Annotated in this window: 20 protein-coding genes, 2 tRNA genes and 1 pseudogene; 14 read left to right on the top strand and 9 right to left on the bottom strand. The window is 55.3% G+C overall.

What is annotated here, in order from left to right; translation table 11 throughout:
* The first annotated feature begins 82 nt into the window (after positions 1-82).
* Positions 83-1,327, top strand: coding sequence for an N-acetylmuramoyl-L-alanine amidase AmiC (gene amiC / locus F7Q90_RS04735; protein ID WP_006120789.1), 1,245 nt, complete (start codon positions 83-85; stop codon positions 1,325-1,327).
* Positions 1,328-1,444: 117 nt separating this feature from the next.
* Here the strand turns inward: amiC and F7Q90_RS04730 are convergent, their stop codons facing one another.
* From F7Q90_RS04730 to F7Q90_RS04720, 3 genes are all read right to left on the bottom strand, one after another.
* Entirely contained in the window at positions 1,445-2,773 is a 1,329-nt protein-coding gene (locus F7Q90_RS04730; protein ID WP_006120788.1) for a D-serine ammonia-lyase, read from the bottom strand.
* 176 nt (positions 2,774-2,949) lie between these two features.
* Positions 2,950-3,026, bottom strand: a tRNA-Met gene (locus F7Q90_RS04725).
* A 61-nt stretch (positions 3,027-3,087) separates the two neighbouring features.
* Positions 3,088-3,164: transfer RNA gene (locus F7Q90_RS04720), tRNA-Met, on the bottom strand.
* A 204-nt stretch (positions 3,165-3,368) separates the two neighbouring features.
* On the opposite strand from F7Q90_RS04720, the gene mltA reads away from it, so the two are divergent.
* Both mltA and tcdA read left to right on the top strand, forming a co-directional pair.
* Positions 3,369-4,517, top strand: coding sequence for a murein transglycosylase A (mltA, locus tag F7Q90_RS04715; RefSeq protein ID WP_006120787.1), 1,149 nt, complete (start codon positions 3,369-3,371; stop codon positions 4,515-4,517).
* Between the two features lie 49 nt (positions 4,518-4,566).
* Entirely contained in the window at positions 4,567-5,367 is an 801-nt protein-coding gene (gene tcdA / locus F7Q90_RS04710; protein ID WP_006120786.1) for a tRNA cyclic N6-threonylcarbamoyladenosine(37) synthase TcdA, read from the top strand.
* Positions 5,368-5,473: 106 nt separating this feature from the next.
* Here the strand turns inward: tcdA and csdE are convergent, their stop codons facing one another.
* Complete coding sequence (gene csdE / locus F7Q90_RS04705) at positions 5,474-5,923, bottom strand: cysteine desulfurase sulfur acceptor subunit CsdE (protein ID WP_006120785.1); 450 nt, start codon at positions 5,921-5,923, stop codon at positions 5,474-5,476.
* A 2-nt stretch (positions 5,924-5,925) separates the two neighbouring features.
* The gene (csdA, locus tag F7Q90_RS04700) at positions 5,926-7,134 is read right to left on the bottom strand and encodes a cysteine desulfurase CsdA (protein ID WP_006120784.1); all 1,209 of its coding nucleotides are present in this window, start codon (positions 7,132-7,134) and stop codon (positions 5,926-5,928) included.
* 207 nt (positions 7,135-7,341) lie between these two features.
* On the opposite strand from csdA, the gene F7Q90_RS04695 reads away from it, so the two are divergent.
* The 4 genes and pseudogenes from F7Q90_RS04695 to rlmM all read left to right on the top strand — a co-directional run bounded on the left by F7Q90_RS04695 (position 7,342) and on the right by rlmM (position 10,355).
* Complete coding sequence (locus tag F7Q90_RS04695) at positions 7,342-7,563, top strand: YgdI/YgdR family lipoprotein (RefSeq protein ID WP_006120783.1); 222 nt, start codon at positions 7,342-7,344, stop codon at positions 7,561-7,563.
* A gap of 336 nt (positions 7,564-7,899) precedes the next feature.
* Entirely contained in the window at positions 7,900-8,817 is a 918-nt protein-coding gene (locus tag F7Q90_RS04690; RefSeq protein ID WP_006120782.1) for a transcriptional regulator GcvA, read from the top strand.
* 50 nt (positions 8,818-8,867) lie between these two features.
* Positions 8,868-9,262, top strand: a pseudogene (locus F7Q90_RS04685) (DUF423 domain-containing protein).
* The gene (gene rlmM, locus F7Q90_RS04680; protein ID WP_006120780.1) at positions 9,255-10,355 is read left to right on the top strand and encodes a 23S rRNA (cytidine(2498)-2'-O)-methyltransferase RlmM; all 1,101 of its coding nucleotides are present in this window, start codon (positions 9,255-9,257) and stop codon (positions 10,353-10,355) included. Before F7Q90_RS04685 ends, rlmM begins: the two are co-directional and overlap by 8 nt.
* A gap of 39 nt (positions 10,356-10,394) precedes the next feature.
* On the opposite strand, the gene xni is transcribed toward rlmM, so the two are convergent.
* The 3 genes from xni to queF all read right to left on the bottom strand — a co-directional run bounded on the left by xni (position 10,395) and on the right by queF (position 13,566).
* On the bottom strand, positions 10,395-11,153 hold the full coding sequence (xni, locus tag F7Q90_RS04675) for a flap endonuclease Xni (RefSeq protein WP_006120779.1): 759 nt from the start codon (positions 11,151-11,153) through the stop codon (positions 10,395-10,397).
* A gap of 33 nt (positions 11,154-11,186) precedes the next feature.
* Entirely contained in the window at positions 11,187-12,551 is a 1,365-nt protein-coding gene (gene ppnN / locus F7Q90_RS04670; protein ID WP_006120778.1) for a nucleotide 5'-monophosphate nucleosidase PpnN, read from the bottom strand.
* Between the two features lie 169 nt (positions 12,552-12,720).
* Entirely contained in the window at positions 12,721-13,566 is an 846-nt protein-coding gene (gene queF, locus F7Q90_RS04665) for an NADPH-dependent 7-cyano-7-deazaguanine reductase QueF (RefSeq protein ID WP_006120777.1), read from the bottom strand.
* Positions 13,567-13,627: 61 nt separating this feature from the next.
* On the opposite strand from queF, the gene syd reads away from it, so the two are divergent.
* From syd to F7Q90_RS04645, 4 genes are all read left to right on the top strand, one after another.
* Entirely contained in the window at positions 13,628-14,176 is a 549-nt protein-coding gene (gene syd / locus F7Q90_RS04660) for a SecY-interacting protein (protein ID WP_006120776.1), read from the top strand.
* A 577-nt stretch (positions 14,177-14,753) separates the two neighbouring features.
* On the top strand, positions 14,754-15,083 hold the full coding sequence (locus tag F7Q90_RS04655) for a YqcC family protein (RefSeq protein ID WP_006120775.1): 330 nt from the start codon (positions 14,754-14,756) through the stop codon (positions 15,081-15,083).
* The gene (gene truC / locus F7Q90_RS04650; RefSeq protein WP_006120774.1) at positions 15,083-15,862 is read left to right on the top strand and encodes a tRNA pseudouridine(65) synthase TruC; all 780 of its coding nucleotides are present in this window, start codon (positions 15,083-15,085) and stop codon (positions 15,860-15,862) included. The genes F7Q90_RS04655 and truC overlap by 1 nt, the downstream gene beginning before the upstream one ends.
* Positions 15,863-15,874: 12 nt before the next feature.
* Positions 15,875-16,321, top strand: a complete 447-nt coding sequence (locus F7Q90_RS04645; protein ID WP_006120773.1) for a flavodoxin — start codon at positions 15,875-15,877, stop codon at positions 16,319-16,321.
* 86 nt (positions 16,322-16,407) lie between these two features.
* On the opposite strand, the gene garD is transcribed toward F7Q90_RS04645, so the two are convergent.
* Complete coding sequence (garD, locus tag F7Q90_RS04640; RefSeq protein WP_006120772.1) at positions 16,408-17,967, bottom strand: galactarate dehydratase; 1,560 nt, start codon at positions 17,965-17,967, stop codon at positions 16,408-16,410.
* 510 nt (positions 17,968-18,477) lie between these two features.
* Here garD and F7Q90_RS04635 point away from each other — a divergent pair.
* From F7Q90_RS04635 to garL, 3 genes are read left to right on the top strand one after another with little or no spacing between them, the layout of a single operon-like run.
* Positions 18,478-19,821: an MFS transporter gene (locus F7Q90_RS04635; RefSeq protein WP_006120771.1), complete on the top strand. Its 1,344-nt coding sequence runs from the start codon at positions 18,478-18,480 to the stop codon at positions 19,819-19,821.
* A 9-nt stretch (positions 19,822-19,830) separates the two neighbouring features.
* Complete coding sequence (locus F7Q90_RS04630; RefSeq protein ID WP_006120770.1) at positions 19,831-21,168, top strand: enolase C-terminal domain-like protein; 1,338 nt, start codon at positions 19,831-19,833, stop codon at positions 21,166-21,168.
* A gap of 46 nt (positions 21,169-21,214) precedes the next feature.
* Positions 21,215-21,985: a 2-dehydro-3-deoxyglucarate aldolase gene (gene garL, locus F7Q90_RS04625; protein WP_006120769.1), complete on the top strand. Its 771-nt coding sequence runs from the start codon at positions 21,215-21,217 to the stop codon at positions 21,983-21,985.
* Positions 21,986-22,001: the final 16 nt, after the last annotated feature.

Genomic DNA, 22,001 nt, shown 5'->3' with positions numbered 1-22,001 from the left:
CGTCAGCCGGATTGGATAAAGTTTTCGCCGCCATTTTATTTGGTTGCCGTTTTTTTAAACACGATATAACAGCTGGAGTGGCATGTCGGAAGGTCATCCCCTTATTTCACGTAGACGATTATTAAAAGGTACTGGGGCACTGCTGCTGCTCAGCGTAAGCGGTGTGGGCATCGCGGCCACCAGCCATATTATGGCGGTTCGCATCTGGCCCTCTTCAACCTATTCGCGCATGACGCTGGAATCCAATGTTGCCCTTAAGTATAAGCAGTTCGCACTGACGAATCCGGACCGGCTGGTCATCGACATTGAGAACCTGCACCTTAATTCGGTCCTTAAGGGCGTTAACCAGCACGTCAGGGTGGACGATCCTTTTATCAAAAACGCCAGGGTCGGGCAGTTCGATGCCAATACCGTGCGGGTGGTGCTGGAACTGAAACGCAACGTCTCGCCAAAAATCTTCAGCCTTGCACCGGTCTCCAGTATTCAACACCGGCTGGTGGTCGATCTCTACCCCAGCCAGAATACGGTAGAAGATGATCCGCTGCTGGCATTACTGAAAGATTACAACCAGGGCGATCTGGATAAAAATGAAAGCGTTCAGCCGCCGTTACCCGGTAAAGCCGGGCGCGATCGCCCCATCATTATCATGATCGATCCTGGCCATGGCGGGGAAGATCCGGGCGCGCACGGTAAATACAAAACCCGTGAAAAAGACATTGTGTTGAAGATTGGCCGCCGCCTTAAGGCGCTGATTGAGAAAGAACACAATATGAAGGCGTACATGACGCGTAACGAGGATGTGTTTATTCCCCTGCGGGTTCGCGTGGCCAAAGCCCGTAAACAGCGGGCCGATCTGTTCGTCTCCATTCATGCGGATGCGTTCACCAGCCGGGCCGCACGGGGCTCCTCTGTGTTTGCCCTTTCGACCCGGGGGGCGACGTCAGCCGCGGCGCGTTTTCTGGCGCAAACCCAGAATGAATCCGACCTGATTGGCGGCGTCAGCATGAGTGGCGATCGCTATCTGGATCACACCATGTATGATATGGTGCAGCGCCAGACGATCCATGACAGCCTGAAGTTTGGCAAAGAAGTGCTGCACCGGATGGGGCGGATTAACCATCTGCACAAACGCACTGTGGATCAGGCCGGTTTTGCGGTGCTGAAGGCAGCGGATATTCCCTCGATCCTGGTGGAAACCGCGTTCATCAGCAACGTCGAAGAAGAGCGTAAACTCCGCACCACGCGTTATCAACATCAGGTCGCCGAGGCCATTCTGGAAGGCATTAAGGCCTATTTCAAAAACGGGGCGGCGCTGGCACACCGTTAAGCTGCCGGGCAGGAAAAATCACCCGCCCGGCCTTATCTGCTGTCAGGGTTTGCCGTCAGAAGCGGAACAGGGACCGGGTTGCGTGGCGTTCCTGTCTCGCCGACGATGTGCGTCCACTTAGCGGCCTTTTGCCAGGTAGTGCGCCATTTCCTGTTCCGGCACCATGCCGCCGCCCGTCGCCCAGACCAGGTGAGTGGCCTGTTGTAACTGTGTTGGGCTGAAGTCGTGCAGCGCGTGATAGTGCGCTGAACCACATACGTGCTGTGGACCGATCATCCCGGCCAGCGCAGAAGGTTCAAGCCGCAGACCTTCTTCCTGCGCCAGCCAGCCGAGCATGTCGTACATGCGCGCATCATCAAGTGTGTAAATGCCATCCAGCAGACGTTGCATGGCTCTGCCCACAAAGCTGGATGCCCGGCCTACCGCCAGACCATCCGCAGCCGTGACATTATCAATACCTATGTCCTGTACGGAAATGCCGTCGTGTAAGCCCGTTGTTATGCCCAGCAACATGCAGGGCGAATGAGTGGGCTCCGCAAACAGACAGTGAACATGGTCACCCCATGCCAGCTTCAGGCCAAACGCGACGCCGCCGGGGCCACCGCCCACGCCGCAGGGCAGGTACACAAATAAGGGATGTTGAGCATCAACCACGCGGCCCTGTTGTTCAAACTGCGCTTTCAGCCGTTGGCCGGCGACCGCATAACCTAAAAACAGCGTGCGGGAGTTTTCATCGTCAATAAAGAAACAGTTGGGGTCCGATGCGGCCGCTTTGCGTCCTTGCCCGACCGCCACGCCGTAATCCTGTTCATATTCCACCACCGTTACGCCATGGCTGCGCAGTTTTGCTTTCTTCCATTCCCGGGCATCCGCCGACATATGAACGGTTACGTTAAAGCCGAGACGGGCGCTCATGATGCCAATCGACAGCCCGAGATTGCCGGTCGATCCCACGGCAATACGGTACTGGCTAAAAAACTGCCGAAGCGTGGGGGAGAGCAACGTGCGGTAATCCGCCTCCGGGGACAGTAAACCGGCAGCTAATGCCAGTTTCTCGGCATGATTCAGGACTTCATAAATGCCGCCACGCGCTTTGATGGAGCCAGAAATCGGCAGGTGGCTGTCTTTCTTCAGCAGCAGTGTGCCTGCAATTTTCTGGCCGTACGCCTGTTCCAGCCGGGCCTGCATGGCGGGGATCGCGACCACATCCGATTCGATTATACCGCCCGTGGCGGCGGTTTCAGGAAAGGCCTGAGCCAGCAAAGGCGCAAACCGCTTCAGGCGGGCATGGGCGGCTTCAACGTCCTGCTCTGTCAGACCCACAAAGGGCAGGGCGTCGGCGACGGTTGTGGTGGCAGGATTGAACCAGATGGTTTCTTTCAGCGCGATCATATCCGCAACCGGCGGATACTGTGCAGCAAGTGCAGCAATGTTGAAGGTATTCATAACAGACCTTGTCGTGTCCGGATGAATCATAAAAGCAGAAACGGGTTGGCCAGAGCAAGATCTGTTGCGACATTCGCGTACGGTCTGATCTCACTGCGTGTCTGAGCGGTAAAAAGGAGAGGGGGATTGACTGACGGAGGCCAGAAACAAAAAAACACCTTCTCAGGTGTTTAAAGTGGTTGCGGGGGCCGGATTTGAACCGACGACCTTCGGGTTATGAGCCCGACGAGCTACCAGGCTGCTCCACCCCGCGTCCGATTGCGCATAGCGACTTTCACATTGTCCCTTCTGAGTGAGCATTGTCTCAGAAGAATTGGTTGCGGAGGCCGGATTTGAACCGACGACCTTCGGGTTATGAGCCCGACGAGCTACCAGGCTGCTCCACCCCGCGTCCGTAGATGCGCACTATACTCCGCACGATGATTGTTGCAACCCCTTTTTGCCCTAAAAGGCTAAATTTGCTGTTAATTGCTGAAGGATTCCACCAATTGGTGAATTATTGCACCGATATCCGTTATGACGAAAGAGGATGGATTTCATTCTGATGACGGCTTTGCTATCGTCGCGTGGCGAACACTTATAAAAAGAGATGAAGATGAAAGGACGTTGGGCGAAGTACGCACTTACTGGCGCATTTTTAGCGCTTCTGGCGGGCTGTAGTTCTAGGCCGACCGATCGGGGTCAACAATATAAAGACGGAAAACTTGATCAACCCTTAGCGCTGGTTAATCAACCTAACGCCAAAGGTCGTCCGGTTAACGGCAGAGATTTTGGGCAACAGATTCAGCAAATCCAGGCGGCCGCTTCGGGTTTGTTTGGCCGTAACAACAGCACTTACAGTGCGGTTGAAAACTGGCTGATGGCGGGGGGCGATACACGACAGTTGCGCCAGTTTGGGTTAAATGCGTTTCAGATGGAAGGCACCGATAATTACGGTAACGTCCAGTTCACGGGCTACTACACGCCGGTAGTTCAGGCACGCTACACGCGACAGGGCGAGTTTCAGTACCCTATTTACCGCATGCCGCCGCGCAAACGCGGTCAGAAATTACCCAGCCGCGCATCGATATACAGTGGGGCGTTGGACGATCGCTACGTCATTGCCTGGAGTAACTCACTCATCGATAACTTTATTATGGACGTGCAGGGCAGCGGCTATGTCGATTTTGGTGACGGGCGTCCGATGAGCTTTTTTGGTTATGGCGGCAAAAACGGCTGGGGTTATCATAGCATCGGTAAAGAGCTGATCGACCGGGGCGAGGTCAAGCGTGAAGACATGTCAATGCAGGCCATTCGCCAGTGGGCTGAGGAACATTCACCCGAGGAAGTGCGGGCGCTGCTAGAAACTAACCCCTCCTTTGTCTTTTTCAAACCCGAACCTTATGTGCCGGTACGTGGCGCGAGCGCGGTACCGCTGGTGGCGAAAGCCTCTGTGGCATCCGATCGTTCACTGATTCCTGCCGGAACGGTGCTGCTGGCAGAAGTGCCGCAGCTCAATGAAAAGGGCAAATTCAACGGGAAATATGAAATGCGGGTGATGGTGGCGCTGGATGTCGGCGGCGCGATCAAAGGCCAGCACTTCGATATCTATCAGGGCGTAGGGCCAGATGCTGCCCATCTGGCGGGGTTCTATAACCATTATGGTCGTGTGTGGGTGCTGAAATCGGCACCGGGAGCCGGTCAGCCGCTGTTCAGCAATGCGCAGAGCAGTAACAACGTCAGCCTGCTGTTAGGCGCTAACTAAATTTTGAAGCGGCGGGCGATCGGGCCCGCGCTCAGTAACAGGTTCAACTATGAAAGTGTTAAACGATGCCTGGCACCAGCGATTTGGTGGCACGGCACGTCTTTATGGGCAGTCGGCGTTGCAGCATTTCGCTGATGCCCACTTCTGCGTGATTGGTATTGGCGGCGTGGGCTCCTGGGCTGCCGAGGCACTGGTAAGAACCGGCATCGGCAGGATTACCCTGATCGATATGGATGATGTCTGTATCACCAACACCAATCGTCAGATACATGCGATGAGCGGCAATGTGGGTAAAGCCAAAACGGACGTGATGGCCGAGCGTCTGCGCGCCATTAATCCTGACTGTGAGGTGATCTGTATTGATGACTTTATCACCCCGGAAAACACGGCGACGCTGCTGACTGCCGATATCGACTATGTGATTGACGCTATCGATAGTGTGCGCCCCAAGGCGGCGCTGATTGCCTGGTGTCGACGCAATAAGATTCCCCTGATCACCACGGGCGGCGCAGGTGGGCAAATCGATCCCACGCAAATCCAGGTGACTGACTTAGCGAAGACCATCCAGGATCCGCTGGCGGCTAAATTACGCGAGCGGCTTAAACAGCTGGGCGTGGTAAAAAACAGCAAAGGCAAGCTGGGCATCGACTGCGTTTTCTCTACAGAGGCGCTGGTTTATCCGCAGGCGGATGGCTCGGTTTGCGCCTCACGCAGCACAGCGGAAGGGCCGAAAAGAATGGATTGTGAATCCGGATTTGGCGCAGCCACGATGGTCACCGCCACCTTTGGCTTTGTCGCCGTTTCGCATGCCCTGAAGAAATTTCTGGCACGGGCCGCGCGCCAGGCGTAATGCTAATCTGCCGTGCAACGCGGTTGTACGGCTTTAGCCCGCGTTTGCCAGGCCGCCAGCCTGACCTGCTTAGCTAAACACTGGCCGACGACTGCGCCATGAGCGGTTAACCCAGCGCCCGTTGCGCATGCTGCTGGACGGCATCGGCCAGCGCTTTCAGGCCGCTACTGCGTGAGGCGCTAAGCTGCGCACGCAGGCCCAGCGATTCAAACAGATCCAGCGGATCGGCCGCCAGTAATTGCGCGGGCGTCTGGCCTTCAACAGCGGTGAGCAGCACGGCCAGCAAACCACGAACGATGCGACCTTCGCTGTCACCGTAAAAATGCAGGGAACCTTCTTCCCGGATCTGGCTGCCCAGCCAGACGCGATTCTCGCAACCACTCAGCTCACTGTCCGGTGTTTTTAATGCGTCAGGTAAGGCCGGTAACTGTCGGCCAAGTAAAATCAGCTGCCGGTAGCGATCCTCCCACTGCCGACAGTGAGAGAAGGTTTCTTTCAGATCCGCAGGCGTAATTTCAACACCGAACGGATGCGGGGCAAGCAGGGATGCGTGCATGATTAAAACTCCGATAACAACGCGACAGCGCTGTGCATAGCGCGCAGCAGCGCATCGACGTCCTGTAAATTATTATAGGGGGCAAACGATACGCGCAGCGTCCCCTCAACGCCCAGTGCCGCCATTAACGGTTGGGCACAATGTTGACCCGCACGTAAGGCGATCCCGTGCTCTGCCAGCAGTGTCACGATATCGCTGTGATGAATTCCCTGAATGTCGAAGGCCAGCAGGCTGGCCTGGCCACAACGGAAACTGCGAAAGCCCGGCAGTTCTGCAAGCTGTTCCTCGGCCAGACTGGCTAACTGCTGGCTCCAGATCTCTGCTTTAGACATATTATGCTGTTGCAGCCAGCTCAGCGCGGCACTCAGTCCGGTCACGCCCGCCACGTTTGGCGTACCGGCCTCAAAGCGCCAGGGCACCGGCTGGGGCGTAAAGCCGGTGAAGTCGACCTTCGTCAGCATCTTACCGCCGCCCTGCCAGGGGGCCATCTCTTCCAGCAATTCCGCTTTACCGTACAGCACACCGATGCCCATTGGGCCATAGAGCTTGTGGCCGGAAAAGGCATAGAAATCAATATCCAGCGCCTGTACATCCGGCGGGCAATGTACGACGCCCTGCGCGCCATCGACCATAACTTTTGCCCCTGCCGCATGGGCAAGAGCGATGGCCCGGGATAAATCGGGGCAGCCGCCTGTGACATTGGACATCTGACCCAGCGCAAGCAGACGCGTCCGGTGAGTGATCAGTGAGGGCAGCACGGCGATATCGGGCAGGCGATCCTCACCGATTGGCCATTTTACCACGCGCGCGCCCGTGGCCTGTGCGACCATGAGCCAGGGAACCAGATTGGCGTGGTGCTCGGCTTCGCTGACGAGGATTTCATCGCCGGGCTGTAAACGCGGGGCTAACCAGCTTTGCGCCACCAGGTTAATGGCTTCGGTGGTACCGCGCGTCCAGACAATCTGCCGGTCACTGGCGGCATTGAGCCACTGCGCCACCTGGCCCCGCGCCTGCTCATACTGCTCGGTTAACCGGCGGGCCGCTGCAAACTGGCTACGATGAACCGTACCGGCGCTCAGGCTGTAGAACTGCTGAGTCGCCTCGATTACCGCCTGCGGTTTTAGCGTGGTGGCGGCGCTGTCGAGATAAACACCCGCGTCGCTCAGGGCAGGAAACTGCTGCCGGAATGAAGAAGGATTAAAGGCACGCATACATAGCTCGTTGTTAATTTTCAGACTCAGGCTGAAAGATGGATGTCTGTCTGGCAAAGCTGGAAAAGCGGGTTATGCTGAATATTGCAAGGTAAAAACTTCACCCGCATGGCGATACGACATTCTGATAGTCGATCCCACTTGACCATTTCTCGGGTCAGCGTAACGCGGGCGGTTTGGTGCAATCAATCTGCAAGGAGATAGAAGATGAAAAAACTCGCCGCAATGCTGGCCGTTTGTACAATGGCCTTTACCCTGGCTGCCTGTTCAAGCAACTACGTAATGCATACCAATGACGGACGCACTATCGTTGCTGAAGGTAAACCAAGAGTCGATACTGATACCGGTATGATTAGCTATAAAGATGCGAATGGCAATGAGCAGCAGATTAACCGTTCAGATGTGAAAGAAATGGTTGAGATGAAGTAATCCGCGCATAAAAAAAGCACCGCAATTTGCGGTGCTACTCAATATCACAATGGACAGACAGGGTAAATCTACAGGAAATAAAAAAGCTTGATCTGTAAAGGTCAGATCAAAATTGCAAACACAACATCACGACCACAAGCCAAAAGCTTTCAGAAAATCTGCGAACTCACTCACAAATCTAAAAACTTTTCGTTCCGGCTCAGGAAGTACCGCAACTATAGGTATTTGCTGGAGCTTCCTCAACGGACAATTTATAATGTCTCGGATTATAAATTCTAATACGTTAAGGCTTTGTATTAGTCCGCGTATTTTTTGCCAGGCTGGCTATGGATAACCATGTCAAAACGTCTTCCTCCCCTGAATGCACTGCGGGTATTTGATGCCGCAGCACGCCATTTAAGCTTCACCAAAGCCGCTGAAGAGCTGTTTGTGACTCAGGCTGCTGTCAGTCACCAGATCAAATCACTGGAAGATTTTCTGGGACTGAAGCTGTTCAGACGGCGAAACCGGTCGCTTTTACTCACCGAGGAAGGCCAAAGCTACTATCTGGATATCAAAGAAATTTTCTCTGCGCTCAACGAGGCGACGCGTAAACTGCAGGCACGCAGCGCCAAAGGGGCGTTGACGGTGAGTTTGCTGCCAAGCTTTGCGATTCAGTGGCTGGTCCCGCGTCTTTCCAGCTTTAATCTGGCTTATCCGGGAATTGACGTCCGCATTCAGGCGGTCGATCGGGATGAAGAGAAGCTGGCCGATGATGTGGATGTGGCCATTTTCTATGGCCGGGGAAACTGGCCAGGCCTGCGGGTCGAAAAACTCTATGCCGAATATTTGCTGCCGGTTTGTTCGCCGTCGCTGATGACGGGGGAAAATCCCCTGAAAACGCCCATGGATCTGGCTCGTTTTACGCTGTTGCATGATGCTTCCCGCCGTGACTGGCAGGCGTATATCCGTCAGTCAGGCGTCCAGCATATCAATGTGCAACAGGGACCCATTTTCAGCCACAGCGCGATGGTGCTGCAGGCGGCCATCCATGGGCAGGGCGTTGCCCTGGCCAATAACGTTATGGCGCAAAGCGAAATTGAAGCGGGACGGTTGATTTGTCCGTTTAATGACGTTTTAGTGAGCAAAAATGCTTTTTATCTGGTTTGTCATGACAGTCAGGCAGAACTGGGTAAAATAGCCGCCTTTCGACAGTGGATCCTCGCCAAAGCGGCTACCGAACAAGAAAAATTCCGCTTTCGTTATGATCAGTAACTTTTTTATTTTTTTGCAGGGACCTGCAAACGCACCTTGAGGATACATTCATGTCCAGACGTGCCATGTTTATTTTTGCGGCCATCAGTGGGTTTTTCCTGGTGGCATTTGGTGCTTTTGGTGCTCATGTGTTGAATAAAACGCTGGGAGCGACTGAAATGGCCTGGATTCATACCGGGCTGGAATACCAAGCGTATCATACGCTGGCTGTGCTGGGGCTGGGAGCGGCGATGCTTTATCGCTGTAATATCTGGTTCTACTGGAGCAGCGCCTCTATGGCACTGGGTACCGTATTATTCAGCGGCAGCCTCTATTCCCTGGCGCTGTCGCACTTAACGTTTTTTTTTTTATCACGCCAGTCGGGGGGCTGTTCTTCCTCGTTGGCTGGCTATTGATGTTGATTGGCGCACTGCGTCTTAAAACCAAGGCAGAACGCCATGAATAAAGTTTTACTGTATTGCCGCGCTGGCTTTGAAAAAGAGTGTGCGGCGGAAATTAGTGCTAAAGCCGCCGAGCGCAATGTTTACGGCTTTCCTCGGGTTAAAGAGGATGCAGGTTATGTCCTGTTTGAGTGCTACCAGCAGTCCGATGCGGAGAGACTGATCCGCGAGTTGCCGTTTGATCAGTTGATTTTTGCCCGTCAGATGCTGGTTGTTGGCGAACTGCTGCGGGATCTGCCCCAGGACGATCGTATTTCCCCCATCGTAGGCATGTTAAGCGGCGTGGTGGAAAAGGGCGGGGAACTGCGTGTTGAAGTGCCGGACACCAACGAAGCCAAAGAGCTCACCAGGTTCTGCCGCAAGTTTACCGTCCCGCTGCGCGCCAGCCTGCGTGAGAGCAAAATCCTGCTCAACTATGAAAGCCCAAAACGCCCGGTCGTGCATGTGTTCTTTATCGCCCCCGGCACCTGCTACGTCGGGTATTCACTGCCGGAGAACAGCTCACCCTTTTATATGGGCATTCCGCGTCTTAAGTTCCCGTCTGATGCGCCGAGTCGGTCCACGCTTAAGCTGGAAGAGGCCTTTCACGTTTTTGTTCCGGCCGATGAGTGGGATGAACGTCTGGCCAGTGGAATGTATGCCGTCGATTTGGGGGCCTGTCCAGGCGGCTGGACCTATCAACTGGTACAGCGCAGCATGATGGTTTACGCCGTGGATAACGGGCCGATGGCGCCCAGCCTGATGGAGACCGGCCAGGTTTTTCACGAGCGTGAAGACGGTTTCCGTTTCCGTCCGCCCCGCACCAACATCAGCTGGCTGGTCTGCGACATGGTGGAAAAGCCGGCTCGCGTGGCGAACCTGATGGCGGACTGGCTGGTCAACGGCTGGTGCCGCGAAGCCATATTTAACCTGAAACTGCCCATGAAGAAGCGCTACGAAGAAGTCACGCAGAATCTGGCCATGATCGAGCAGCGGCTCAATGAAAATGGCGTTAACGCGCAGATTCGGGCACGTCAGCTTTATCACGATCGTGAAGAAGTGACAGTGCACATTCGTCGCATCTGGGCCGCTGTCGGTGGCCGCCGCGACGAGCGTTAACCCTGCTGACCGGGCGCGATTGTGCCCGGTCTGATATGATTAGCCGCCATGGTAACGCAGTAAATTCAGATTCCCTTCCAGCACCAAATCCTGTTTCAGCCGGGCCACATCGCGGCTGATCAGCGCCATCTCCTGTCCGGCCTGTAACTTATTACGCCATTTGGTCGGCACCTGATCCAACTGCTGATACAGCGATTCCAGTGAACCAAACTGCTGTAGCAGTTCCCGGGCGCTTTTGGGTCCAATGCCTGCGATGCCGGGAATTTTACTGCTGCTGATGCCGCATAATCCCCAGTAGTCAGGCAGCAACGCGGGTGCAACGCCGAATTCGGCTTCAATAAAAGGCACATCCAGCCAGCGCTTTTGAAAATAGTCACGGATGCGAATCGTCGGTGCCAGTAACTGGCAGTAACCTTTGTCGGTTGAAACGATGGTCGCCTGATGACCTGCCTGCGCCATTTTGACCGCCAGCGTCGCCGCCAGATCGTCGGCTTCATCCTGGTCGGCTATCCAGCAACTGACGCCCGCGTTTCGAAAGGCGTCCTTCAGCGCGGGCATTTCGGCCTGCAAATCGTCGGGCATCGGCGGGCGGCCACTTTTATAGTCAGGCAACAACTGGTGCCGCCATCCCTGATGGCGGGCTTCACCATCAAACACCGCCACCACATGCGTCGGCCGCGTGTGCCCCAGAAGCTGACGCAGCGCGCCTACGCAACTGTCGACGCAGGGCGAGCCTTGTACCGCATGCAGGCGACGAATTAAATTGAGGGCGTCAACAATGAGTAAGTGAAGAGACATAAGATATGGGCAGCCCGCAGGCTGCCTCCAGATTTACTTGATGATTTCGTAGCACGGAATATAGGCAGTGCCGGGCAGTTTCATACGTTGCTGCGCCACAAAGCCCTGTAGCAGTTCATCCATGCGGTGCATGATGTCGGCATCGCCGTGCAGTTTGTAAGGGCCTTTTTCGCGGATTTCGCGAATGCCCATCTCTTTGACGTTTCCTGCAACAATCCCAGAGAAGGCCCGGCGCAAATCCGCCGCCAGTTTTTCTGGAGCCTGGTTTGTGTAGAGATTGAGGTTGGCCATATTTTCATGCGTTGGCATAAACGGCACCTGCAGATCCTGAGCAATACGCATTGACCAGTTAAAACTGTAGGCGTCACCGGTTTCACGGCGATGCTCTTTCACCTGCGGCATGGCTTTTCTCATCAGACGGGCAACTTCAGCAGCATCGTCAATGATGATCTGATAATGCTTACGTGCCTGCTCGCCGAGCGTGCTGACAATGAAGTCGTCCAGTACGCGGAAATAATCGGCGCTCTCTTTCGGGCCGGTCAGAATAAGCGGCAGAACCTGATGCGCGTTCTGTGGATTCATCAGAATGCCCAACAGATAGAGGAACTCCTCTGCGGTACCCACGCCGCCCGGGAAGATGATGATGCCGTGCGCGATGCGCACAAAGGCTTCCAGGCGCTTTTCGATATCCGGCATGATGATAAGTTCGTTCACCAGCGGATTCGGTGGCTCAGCCGCGATAATAGACGGCTCAGTTAACCCGATAAAGCGGCTGTCACGATAGCGCTGCTGGGCATGGCCCACGGCGGCACCTTTCATCGGCGCTTCCATCACGCCCGGTCCACAACCGGTACAAATGTTCAGCTCACGCAGCCCCAGTTGCGTGCCCACGTTGCGACAATACTGGTATTCCACCGCGTTGATCGAGTGGCCACCCCAGCAGACAACGGTATTGGGATATTCACCCACATGCAGGGCGCGGGCATTGCGCAAAATGGAAAACACCGTGTTGGTGATGGTGGCTGAGTCGTTGTCCTCTTCGCAGGGTAAACGCCCCGAGCTGGCGAGCTGGCCATTCACAAACAGGATGTCGCGCAAGACGGCAAACAGGTTGGCCTGGAGTGAACGGATGATACGACCGTCGACGAAGGCTTCTTCCGGGGGATTAATCAGTTCCAGCTTAACGCCGCGCTCACGGCGCAGTACGTTGATGTCGAAGTTCTCAAAACGCGACAGCAGTTCATGGCTGCTGTCAGTCTGACTGCCAGAGTTGAGTACGGCGAGCGAGCAGTTACGGAAAAGTTGATACAAATCGCTGCTGGCCGTGCGCTTCAGCATATCTACTTCCAGTTGGGAGAGCAGATCCATAGAGCCAAGAGGGCTGACATGTGTAATCAAATGAACTCCTTTGCACCCGCTGGGGTGATAACTGACACTGCAAATGCAGTGACCAAAATCCCTGGTTGGCAACCCGCAGGTTACCGCCCTGTCCAGAGTAGCCTTGTCGGCAAGGTTTGCTCAAGTGGAACCGTATGCGCGTTTAACAGTCTGAGAAAGGATTCGCAAACTATTGACGAACCAGACGAGAATGGCCCGGCGTAAAGGGCACATTACTGCGCCACGGATTGATATCCAGTCCACCCCGTCGCGTGTAACGTGCGTAGACGGTCAGCTGTGATGGCTGACAAAAGCGCATCAGGTCGTTGAAAATACGCTCCACGCACTGTTCATGAAACTCATTATGCTGACGAAATGAAACGATATAGCGCAGCAGAGCTTCACGATCGATGCGCGGGCCCTGATAGCGAATCATTACCGATCCCCAGTCAGGCTGATTGGTGATCAAACAGTTGGATTTAAGCAGATGGCTGACCAGCGTTTCTTGCACCTGTTCCTGACCGGCGGCGTCGATCAGATAATCGGCATTGAAGCCGTAATCTTCAATCTCGATGTCCTGCTCATCAATGCAGGTGCCCGCAAAGTGACCAACAGGCTGACCTTCGATCTCCTGTAAGCGAAACAGCGCCACAAGGACATCGCCCTCGGCACAGGCGCGCAGGTCCTGCTCCAGCGTCTGGCGTACCTCGGCCCAGTCTGTAAATCGCGTCTGGTTAAAGCTGTTAAGGTAGAGCTTAAAACTCTTTGATTCGATAAGATTACGGCTCCGGGCATCAAGCTCGACTTCGCCCACGGCCACCTGGGGCACGCCTTTGCTGTTGAGCCATGAGAGTTCATAGAGCGTCCAGATATCACTGCCCGAGAACGGCAAATTATCGGGATAAAGGCCCAAAGGCTCGCGATTCATGCTGCGCGGCACGGCCTGTAATAAGCTGTTGTCATAGCGATCGTGATACGCTGTAGGCTTGCCCAGCGTCAGGTTGCTCAGTGCCGGGTCCGGCTGGTAAGAAGACATAACGGTTACCACTAGAGTCATCAAAGTGAGTAAGTGTAACCTATCAGAAGTGAGAATTTGAATGATGCAGCAAACCGCTGAAGCGTTAACGGATTTTACCACGCGCTACTGCCAGCACTGGCAGCAGAGCCGGGGCCATGCGCCAGCCAGTCGCGATCTTTATGGTATTCCTTCCCCCTGTTTGCTGGAAAACCGTGATGAGTGTGCGCTCTGGCAACCGCAACCCTTTACACTACCGCCCTCGCTGGAGGCGGTTGAGCGGGCGCTGGAGATTGCGCTGCAACCGCAGATTACGGCCTTTTATACGCACCAGTTCGCGGGGGACATGCAGGCCATGTGGCAGGACCACAGACTAACGCTGCTCCAGGTCTGGAGTGAAACCGACTTTGTCCGGCTGCAGGAAAACCTGATCGGGCACCTCGTCATGCAGCGGCGCCTGAAGCAGAATCCAACACTGTTTATTGCCACCACTGCGTCAGAAGAGAACATTATTTCCCTGTGCAATCTGAGCGGTGACATCATCCTTGAAACGCCCGGTCAGAAGAAACGTATTACGCTGGCATCGGATATCTGTACTTTTCTTAATAATTTACAACCGCTTAGTGATTAATTGCAGAGATGTGCCGCTTCGCGTGTGAGAGATCTCTTACATGCCGTGTGAGAGATCGCCATATTAGCGAAACGGTGAAGTAGCGGCCGAGATGTAAAAATATTGTAAATCATTAACTTATTAGCACCGCTGTTCAATCTCTTGAACAGGATCGCGTTATATCGTGTTTTAACACCTTGTGCCCTGAGGCTTTTCTTAAGAGAATAGGTCTCGCTGACAGGACGTCATGGACAGCAGGAACCGTCAGGAAGACGGTAGCCAGGAGGCAGGAACGTAATGCTGTTACGTCACAAGGAAGGCTTCAGGACGAAGCAGGACACTCAGGAATGAGTTAAGGGACACCTCCAGGATGGAGAATGAGAGCCCCTCGGACGAGGCGGTGGGCCAGGAGGCTAAGGAGTGATCAGGATGATTCGCGGAAGGACTACGCACGGGAAAAGTTGTCAAGGATGAGCAGGGAGCATTAACGTAGCAGGAGAGCTGCAAACGAACCGGGAGCACTGTTTAATACAGTGCTCCCTTTTTTTGTGCCTGCGGGTTATCCTTGCCGCCCCTTTTTATTCGTCAGAGGTGAGGCATGACGTCAGAACAGTTTATTATGCAACGGCTTGAACAGCTCGAAGCCGTCATGCGTGAGCACGATCTGTGGCAGGTGGACGCGCCAGACGAACAGGCTTTCGCAAGCCAGCAACCTTTTTTCCTCGACACGATGCAGCCGCTGGAATGGTTGCAGTGGGTCCTGATTCCACGGGTGCAGATGCTGATTCGTGCGGGCCAGGCATTGCCAAAAAATTTTGCGGTTGCCCCCTATTTTGAAATGGCGTTAACGCCGGTTCAGCCGGGGCGCACACTGTTGTTGCTGACCTTACAGCAGCTGGATGCATTGCTGCAGGATGACCCGGTCTGATGCTGGAAATCATTTATCAGGATGCGTGGCTGGTCGCGGTGAATAAGCCCGCAGGCTGGCTGGTGCACCGCAGTTGGCTTGATCGCCATGAAACCCGGTTTGTGATGCAGACGGTACGCGACCAGATAGGCCAGCATGTTTTCACGGCGCATCGGCTGGATCGTCCCACATCAGGCGTGCTGCTGATGGGGCTGTCCAGTGAGGCAGGCCGCCTGCTGTCCCAGCAGTTTGAGCATCACCACATGGAAAAGACCTACCATGCCATTGTGCGCGGCTGGCTTGAAGGCAGTGACAGGCTGGATTATCCGTTGGTGGAAGAGCTGGACAAGATCGCGGACAAATTTGTCAGCGAACCCCGTGCGCCGCAGCCGGCGGTGACCGATTACGCCGCACTGGCAACGGTAGAAATGCCAGTCGCCATCAGTCGCTATCCCACGGCACGTTACAGCCTGGTTGAGCTTAAACCGCAAACCGGGCGGAAACATCAACTCCGTCGGCACATGTCCCATTTGCGTCATCCCATTATCGGCGATTCGGCTCACGGGGATTTACGCCAGAATCGTGGTGCGGCTGCGCACTTTGGGGCCAGCCGTTTGATGCTGCATGCCAGCAGCTTATCCCTTAACCATCCTGTGACGGGCGAACCGCTGCTTATTCGTGCCGGGCTCGATCCTGTCTGGCAACGGGTGATGGAGCGGTTTGGCTGGCAGGCCTGTATTCCTGATGTGCCACGGGTTGAGTTTCTCGCAGGCTCAGGTCAGGATAGCGTTCCGGAATAAAGGGGAAAAGAAATGGCAAAGATTGGGATTTTTGTAGGCACCGTCTATGGGAACGCCTTACTGGTTGCAGAAGAAGCTGAGCCGTTGTTGCAGCAGCAGGGCCATGAGGTAACGATTTTCGAAGATCCGACACTGGCCGACTGGCAACACTATGCCAGTGATGTCGCTCTGATCATCACCTCGACCACCGGTCAGGGCGATTTTCCGGATACGATTTCCGGCCTGTTTCATGCTATGCAGGATAAGCTGGGCCATCAGCCCACGCTGCGTTATGGCGTGATAGCGTTAGGCGACAGCAGTTATGAAAATTTCTGCGGCGCAGGCAAGCGTTTTGATGCATTGCTGCAGGCGCACCAGGCGAAGCGGATCGGTGACGTGTTGCTCATCGACGCCACCGAAGATCCGGAGCCTGAGTCGGTAACGTCTCCCTGGGTTGAGCAGTGGGGTAAACAGCTCTGACTGTACAGGGTGGGGAAGACGGCACCCGCGTGGCTGACATGCGCGCCACGCGGGTGTCAGCACGGCCTGTCTGCATAAAAACGGCATCAGGTGATCGGTGCGGGATTAAAGACCGCCAGCTGATTGCGGATGCCCCAGCGGTCTGACCAGGTTTGTTTCCGGCCGCTGGCAATGTCCAGAATTAATGTAAACAACCGCCAGCCAACCTGCTCGATGGTTTCTTCGCCCGTGGCAATCGTACCGGCGTTAATATCCATTAAATCATGCCAGCGTTCAGCCAATGCGGTACGGGTCGCCATCTTAATCACCGGAATCGCCGGCAGGCCGTAAGGCGTTCCCCTGCCTGTTGTAAAAACCTGTAAGGTGATGCCTGAGGCCAGCTGCTGCGTGCCGCAGACAAAATCGCTGGCGGGCGTGGCGGCAAAAATCAGCCCTCGTCGTGTTGGCCGTTGTCCCGGCGACAGCACTTCCACAATCGGGCTTCGGCCTGATTTGGCAATTGAGCCTAATGCTTTTTCCACCACGTTGGCCAGTCCGCCTTTCTTGTTGCCGGGCGAGGGATTGGCGCTGCGGTCCGTTTTGCCTTGATCGAGATAGCGATCATACCAGGCCATTTCCTCAATCAGTCGCTGGCCCACGGCCTGGTCAACCACGCGTGGCGTCAGCAAATGAATGGCATCCCGTACCTCCGTGACTTCAGAAAACATTACGGTGGCTCCGCAGCGTACCAGCAGATCAGCGGCGAAGCCGACGGCGGGATTCGCGGTCACGCCCGAAAACGCGTCGCTGCCGCCACACTGCATGCCCACCACCAGTTCAGAGGCCGGGCAGGTTTCGCGCTGGCGTTGATTAAGGCGGCTCAGGTGGCGCTCTGCGACCTGCAAAATGTCATCCACCATGGCACCGAAGCCCACCCGGCTCTCGTCCTGCAAACGCACAATATCCGCATCGTCCAGCGAGATGGGCTGTACGTCAGGCGTGCCGGTCAGCAGGCGTTCGGGTTGTAACTTTTCGCATCCCAGACTGACCACCATGATTTCGCCGCCGAAATTGGCATTCAGGGCCAGATTATGAACGGTTCGGATCGGGATCACCGCCGCGGGGGCATTGATCGCCACGCCACAGCCATAAAGATGATTCAGCGCCACCACGCCATCAACGTTGGGATAGCGGGGCAGTAAATCACGCTCAATGATTTGCACCACATAATCCACCACGCCCGCGACGCAGTGCACGCTGGTGGTGATCCCCAACAGATTACGGGTGCCCACGCTGCCGTCGGCGTTGCGATAGCCCTCAAAGGTATAACCGTCCAGCGGCGGTAACGCCGGCGGCACATTATTCGCTAAAGATAAATGCGCTAAGTCCGGGGCGTCCGGCAGAGCAATTAGCGATTCGTCGATCCAGCTCCCCTGGGCGATATCACGCATGGCCAGACCAATCACCTCGCCATAGCGCAGTATGGGCTGCCCACCAGGAATAGCCTGCAGCGCCACCTTGTGTCCCTGGGGGATATGCTCGGTCAGAGTTAAGCCATCACGAAACGTGGTACCGGCAGGCAGTCCCTGGCTGTTAACCACAATGGCCACGTTATCGTTTTCATGAACTTTGATATAGAGCGGTTGTTCGTTTGACAGGGGGATCATCGCTCACCTTCCAGTGCGTCGCGCCTTATTTCTGTGGCGCATTCATTATAAGAAGTCAGGTGTCACAGGTTCAGTATTTGCCACCGTCAGTATAAAGAGGGGTTCTCACCTGCACATTGTGCAATTGACCTACATTCAGCCTTCAGAGACGGCCGTTTTCATGTCTTTTTACCAAATCAAGTGAAGATTCTCACAAAGCCGGCGATCGTCGGGCTTAGGAGCTGGCTTTGGGTGAGGAATACCAAAATACGTGAAATGCGCCGCAGTGTTTTATGCAATAGCCCAAAAAAGCACGATTCCTTCTCCTTATTCCAGGGAGATATTCCAATGTCACCGTGAAACCCACTTCTTATACTGATTTCCGTTTCCCCGGTCAGGTTATATGTCACGCCGCGTGAGTAATTTGCCAATAAAAAAATCGCCGTGTTTAACCTACATCTCTCTGATACCCAACGCGATGTGTATGCAGTCAGAGCGAATGTCACTTTCGCTATTTTTCAGGAGTGCATCATGAGTAGTTTTCACCAGACGTCAGAGGCGGTCCAGAAACGGACAAATGCACGCTACTGGATTGTGGTCATGTTGTTTATTGTGACCTCATTCAACTACGGCGACCGGACGACGTTATCCATCGCTGGCTCCGCGATGGCAAAGGATATTGGCCTCGATCCCGTGGGCATGGGTTACATCTTCTCGGCGTTTTCGTGGGCCTATGTTATTGGACAAATCCCCGGCGGCTGGCTGTTGGATCGCTTTGGTTCCAAACGCGTCTATTTCTGGAGCATCTTCCTCTGGTCGTTATTTACCTTGCTGCAAGGTTTCGTGGACCTGTTCAGCGGTTACACCATCGTGATGGCGCTGTTTATGTTGCGCTTTATGGTGGGCCTGGCAGAAGCACCTTCATTTCCGGGTAACAGCCGGATTGTGGCCGCCTGGTTCCCGGCTCAGGAGCGCGGTACCGCCGTGGCCATTTTCAATTCTGCCCAGTATTTTGCGACCGTGATTTTCGCACCCATCATGGGCTGGCTGACCTCCGCAGTCGGTTGGGCTCATGTCTTCTGGTTCATGGGGGGACTGGGCATCATCCTGAGCCTTATCTGGCTCAAAGTGATTCACGATCCCAGCGATCATCCTGGCGTTAATCAGGCGGAACGGGAATACATGGAGCAGGGCGGTGCGCTAATCAACATGGATCAGAAAAGCGAAAAGCAAAACGTCAGCTTTCGTGACAAGCGGTTCCAGATCAAACAGCTGCTGCAGTCACGCATGATGATCGGTATCTATATTGGCCAGTACTGCATCAACGCACTGACCTATTTCTTTATCACCTGGTTTCCGGTTTATCTGGTTCAGGCGCGCGGAATGTCGATTCTTAAAGCCGGTTTTGTTGCCTCCGTACCGGCACTGTGCGGCTTTATTGGCGGCGTGCTGGGTGGCGTGATCTCTGACTGGCTGATGCGCAAAACCGGTTCCCTGAACATCGCCCGCAAAACGCCCATTGTGCTCGGGATGCTGCTCTCGACCTCTATGGTGATATGTAACTACGTTGAAACCGACTGGGTTGTGGTGCTGTTTATGGCGACGGCCTTTTTTGGCAAAGGCATTGGTGCGTTGGGCTGGGCGGTGATGGCCGATACCGCGCCGAAGGAGATCAGCGGTCTGAGCGGCGGCCTGTTCAATATGTTTGGTAATGCGTCCGGCATTATCACGCCTGTCGCGATTGGCTACATCATTGCCTCGACCGGATCGTATAACGGTGCGCTGGTATACGTGGGTATCCACGCCTTTGTCGCGGTACTCAGTTATCTGGTGCTGGTGGATAACATCAAGCGCATTGAGCTGAAAACCCGCTAAGGAGCCTGTATGAATACGCAATCCACGCCCGTTATCACCGCTATGCAGGTTGTGCCGGTGGCCGGTTACGACAGTATGCTGCTCAACATTGGGGGGGCACACAATGCCAGTTTTACCCGCAACATTGTGATACTGACGGACAGTGCGGATCATACCGGGCTGGGTGAGGCACCGGGAGGCGAGACCATTTATCAGACCTTGCTGGATGCCGTACAGCAGGTGACAGGTCAGCAGGTCGCCTGCCTGAACCGGCTGGTACAGCAGGTGCATCGGGGCAATCAGTCTGCGGATTTCGAGACCTTTGGCAAGGGCGCCTGGACGTTTGAACTGCGCGTAAATGCGGTTGCGGCGCTGGAGGCCGCGCTGCTGGATCTGCTGGGGCAATGTCTGGGCGTGCCGGTCGCCGAGCTGCTGGGGCCGGGTAAACAACGCGATGCGGTCACGGTTTTGGGTTACCTGTTCTATATCGGCGACCGGTGCAAAACCGATCTGCCTTACCTCACTGGTGAGAACGCGCAGCATGACTGGTATCGGCTGCGTCATCAGGAAGCCCTGAGCAGTGAGGCCATCGTCAGGCTGGCGGAAGCGGCTCAGGATAAATACGGATTTCACGATTTTAAACTCAAGGGCGGTGTGCTGCCGGGCGAACAGGAAATCGCGACCGCGCAGGCGTTGAAAAAACGCTTTCCCGATGCGCGTATCACCGTTGATCCTAACGGCGCATGGCGGCTGGACGAGGCGATCCGGCTGTGCAAAGGCATGCAGGATGTGCTGACCTATGCAGAAGATCCCTGTGGGGCGGAGCAGGGTTATTCCGGGCGTGAGGTGATGGTGGAGTTTCGGCGCGCGACGGGCCTGCCGGTCGCCACCAATATGATTGCTACAGACTGGCGTCAGATGGGACACACCTTGTCTTTACAGTCAGTCGATATCCCGCTGGCCGATCCGCACTTCTGGACGATGCAGGGATCCGTGCGCGTGGCGCAAATGTGCCATGAATTTGGCCTGACGTGGGGTTCCCATTCCAACAACCATTTCGATATTTCCTTGGCGATGTTCACGCACGTTGCGGCCGCCGCACCGGGCAACATCACCGCCATTGATACGCACTGGATCTGGCAGGAGGGCAATCAACGGCTCACAAAAGCGCCTTTCCAGATTGAAGGTGGCAGGGTGGCAGTGCCGCAGAAGCCGGGCCTGGGTATTGAGCTGGACAGGGAGCGGGTGATGCAGGCTAATGCGCTTTATCAAAAGCATGGCCTGGGTGCCCGTGATGATGCACAGGCCATGCAGTTTCTGATTCCGCAGTGGACGTTCGATCACAAGCGTCCGTGCCTGGTGCGTTAACGTTTTTGGGCTTCCTGCAGGAAACCCGTTTCACAGGAGTAAAACCATGAGTAATACAGCCTGGCGCAATGAATTTCGCCATCGCCTGCTGGCAGGTGAAACCCTGATTGGCAGTTGGTGTGCCCTGGCGAATCCCCTTTCGACCGAAGTCCTGGGGCTGGCCGGATTTGACTGGCTGGTGCTGGACGGCGAGCACGCGCCTAACGATATCACCACCTTTGTGCCTCAACTGATGGCGCTGAAAGGCAGCGATAGTGCGCCGGTTGTGCGTCCACCCTGTAACGAGCCGGTGATTATTAAACGCCTGCTGGATATTGGTTTTAACAACATTCTGGTGCCCTTCGTCGAGAACGAAGACGAGGCCAGACGTGCGGTCGCCTCGACGCGTTATCCGCCTGCGGGGATTCGCGGCGTATCCGTTTCACATCGCAGCAATATGTACGGCACCATGCCAGCGTACAACAGCACTATCAACGACAACATTACGGTGTTAGTCCAGATAGAAACGCAGCAGGCCGTGGACAACATCGATGCTATCGCGGCCGTTGAGGGCGTGGACGGGATCTTTGTCGGACCGGGCGATCTGTCCGCCGCGCTGGGTTATCTCGGCCAGCCTGCGCACCCGGCGGTATTGCCCGTCATCAAACACATCTTTGAACGGGCAAAAGCTGCCAACAAACCCAGCGGGATTCTGGCGCCGGTCGAGGCCGACGCCCGCCGCTACCTCGAGTGGGGCGCGACCTTTGTTGCTGTGGGTAGCGATCTCGGTGTTTTCCGCAGTGCCACGCAGGCGTTGTGTGACAAATTTAAAACGTAATCATCCAGGAGAGACG

Origin of the sequence: Pantoea stewartii subsp. stewartii (genome assembly GCF_008801695.1) — a bacterium.
Classification (GTDB): Bacteria; Pseudomonadota; Gammaproteobacteria; order Enterobacterales; family Enterobacteriaceae; genus Pantoea; species Pantoea stewartii.
The sequence above is the reverse complement of the archived record's forward strand: the minus strand, read 5'-3'. Positions and strand labels throughout refer to the sequence as shown.

Excerpts from the sequence above, each read along its gene's own strand:
- tcdA (WP_006120786.1), top strand. The coding sequence starts at position 4,567 with ATGAAAGTGTTAAACGATGCCTGGCACCAGCGATTTGGTGGCACGGCA.
- csdA (WP_006120784.1), bottom strand. The coding sequence starts at position 7,134 with ATGCGTGCCTTTAATCCTTCTTCATTCCGGCAGCAGTTTCCTGCCCTG.
- amiC (WP_006120789.1), top strand. The coding sequence starts at position 83 with ATGTCGGAAGGTCATCCCCTTATTTCACGTAGACGATTATTAAAAGGT.
- F7Q90_RS04695 (WP_006120783.1), top strand. The coding sequence starts at position 7,342 with ATGAAAAAACTCGCCGCAATGCTGGCCGTTTGTACAATGGCCTTTACC.
- garD (WP_006120772.1), bottom strand. The coding sequence starts at position 17,967 with ATGATCCCCCTGTCAAACGAACAACCGCTCTATATCAAAGTTCATGAA.
- queF (WP_006120777.1), bottom strand. The coding sequence starts at position 13,566 with ATGTCTTCTTACCAGCCGGACCCGGCACTGAGCAACCTGACGCTGGGC.
- F7Q90_RS04635 (WP_006120771.1), top strand. The coding sequence starts at position 18,478 with ATGAGTAGTTTTCACCAGACGTCAGAGGCGGTCCAGAAACGGACAAAT.
- syd (WP_006120776.1), top strand. The coding sequence starts at position 13,628 with ATGATGCAGCAAACCGCTGAAGCGTTAACGGATTTTACCACGCGCTAC.
- F7Q90_RS04645 (WP_006120773.1), top strand. The coding sequence starts at position 15,875 with ATGGCAAAGATTGGGATTTTTGTAGGCACCGTCTATGGGAACGCCTTA.
- csdE (WP_006120785.1), bottom strand. The coding sequence starts at position 5,923 with ATGCACGCATCCCTGCTTGCCCCGCATCCGTTCGGTGTTGAAATTACG.
- xni (WP_006120779.1), bottom strand. The coding sequence starts at position 11,153 with ATGTCTCTTCACTTACTCATTGTTGACGCCCTCAATTTAATTCGTCGC.
- F7Q90_RS04690 (WP_006120782.1), top strand. The coding sequence starts at position 7,900 with ATGTCAAAACGTCTTCCTCCCCTGAATGCACTGCGGGTATTTGATGCC.
- truC (WP_006120774.1), top strand. The coding sequence starts at position 15,083 with ATGCTGGAAATCATTTATCAGGATGCGTGGCTGGTCGCGGTGAATAAG.
- F7Q90_RS04630 (WP_006120770.1), top strand. The coding sequence starts at position 19,831 with ATGAATACGCAATCCACGCCCGTTATCACCGCTATGCAGGTTGTGCCG.
- rlmM (WP_006120780.1), top strand. The coding sequence starts at position 9,255 with ATGAATAAAGTTTTACTGTATTGCCGCGCTGGCTTTGAAAAAGAGTGT.
- garL (WP_006120769.1), top strand. The coding sequence starts at position 21,215 with ATGAGTAATACAGCCTGGCGCAATGAATTTCGCCATCGCCTGCTGGCA.
- F7Q90_RS04655 (WP_006120775.1), top strand. The coding sequence starts at position 14,754 with ATGACGTCAGAACAGTTTATTATGCAACGGCTTGAACAGCTCGAAGCC.
- F7Q90_RS04730 (WP_006120788.1), bottom strand. The coding sequence starts at position 2,773 with ATGAATACCTTCAACATTGCTGCACTTGCTGCACAGTATCCGCCGGTT.
- mltA (WP_006120787.1), top strand. The coding sequence starts at position 3,369 with ATGAAAGGACGTTGGGCGAAGTACGCACTTACTGGCGCATTTTTAGCG.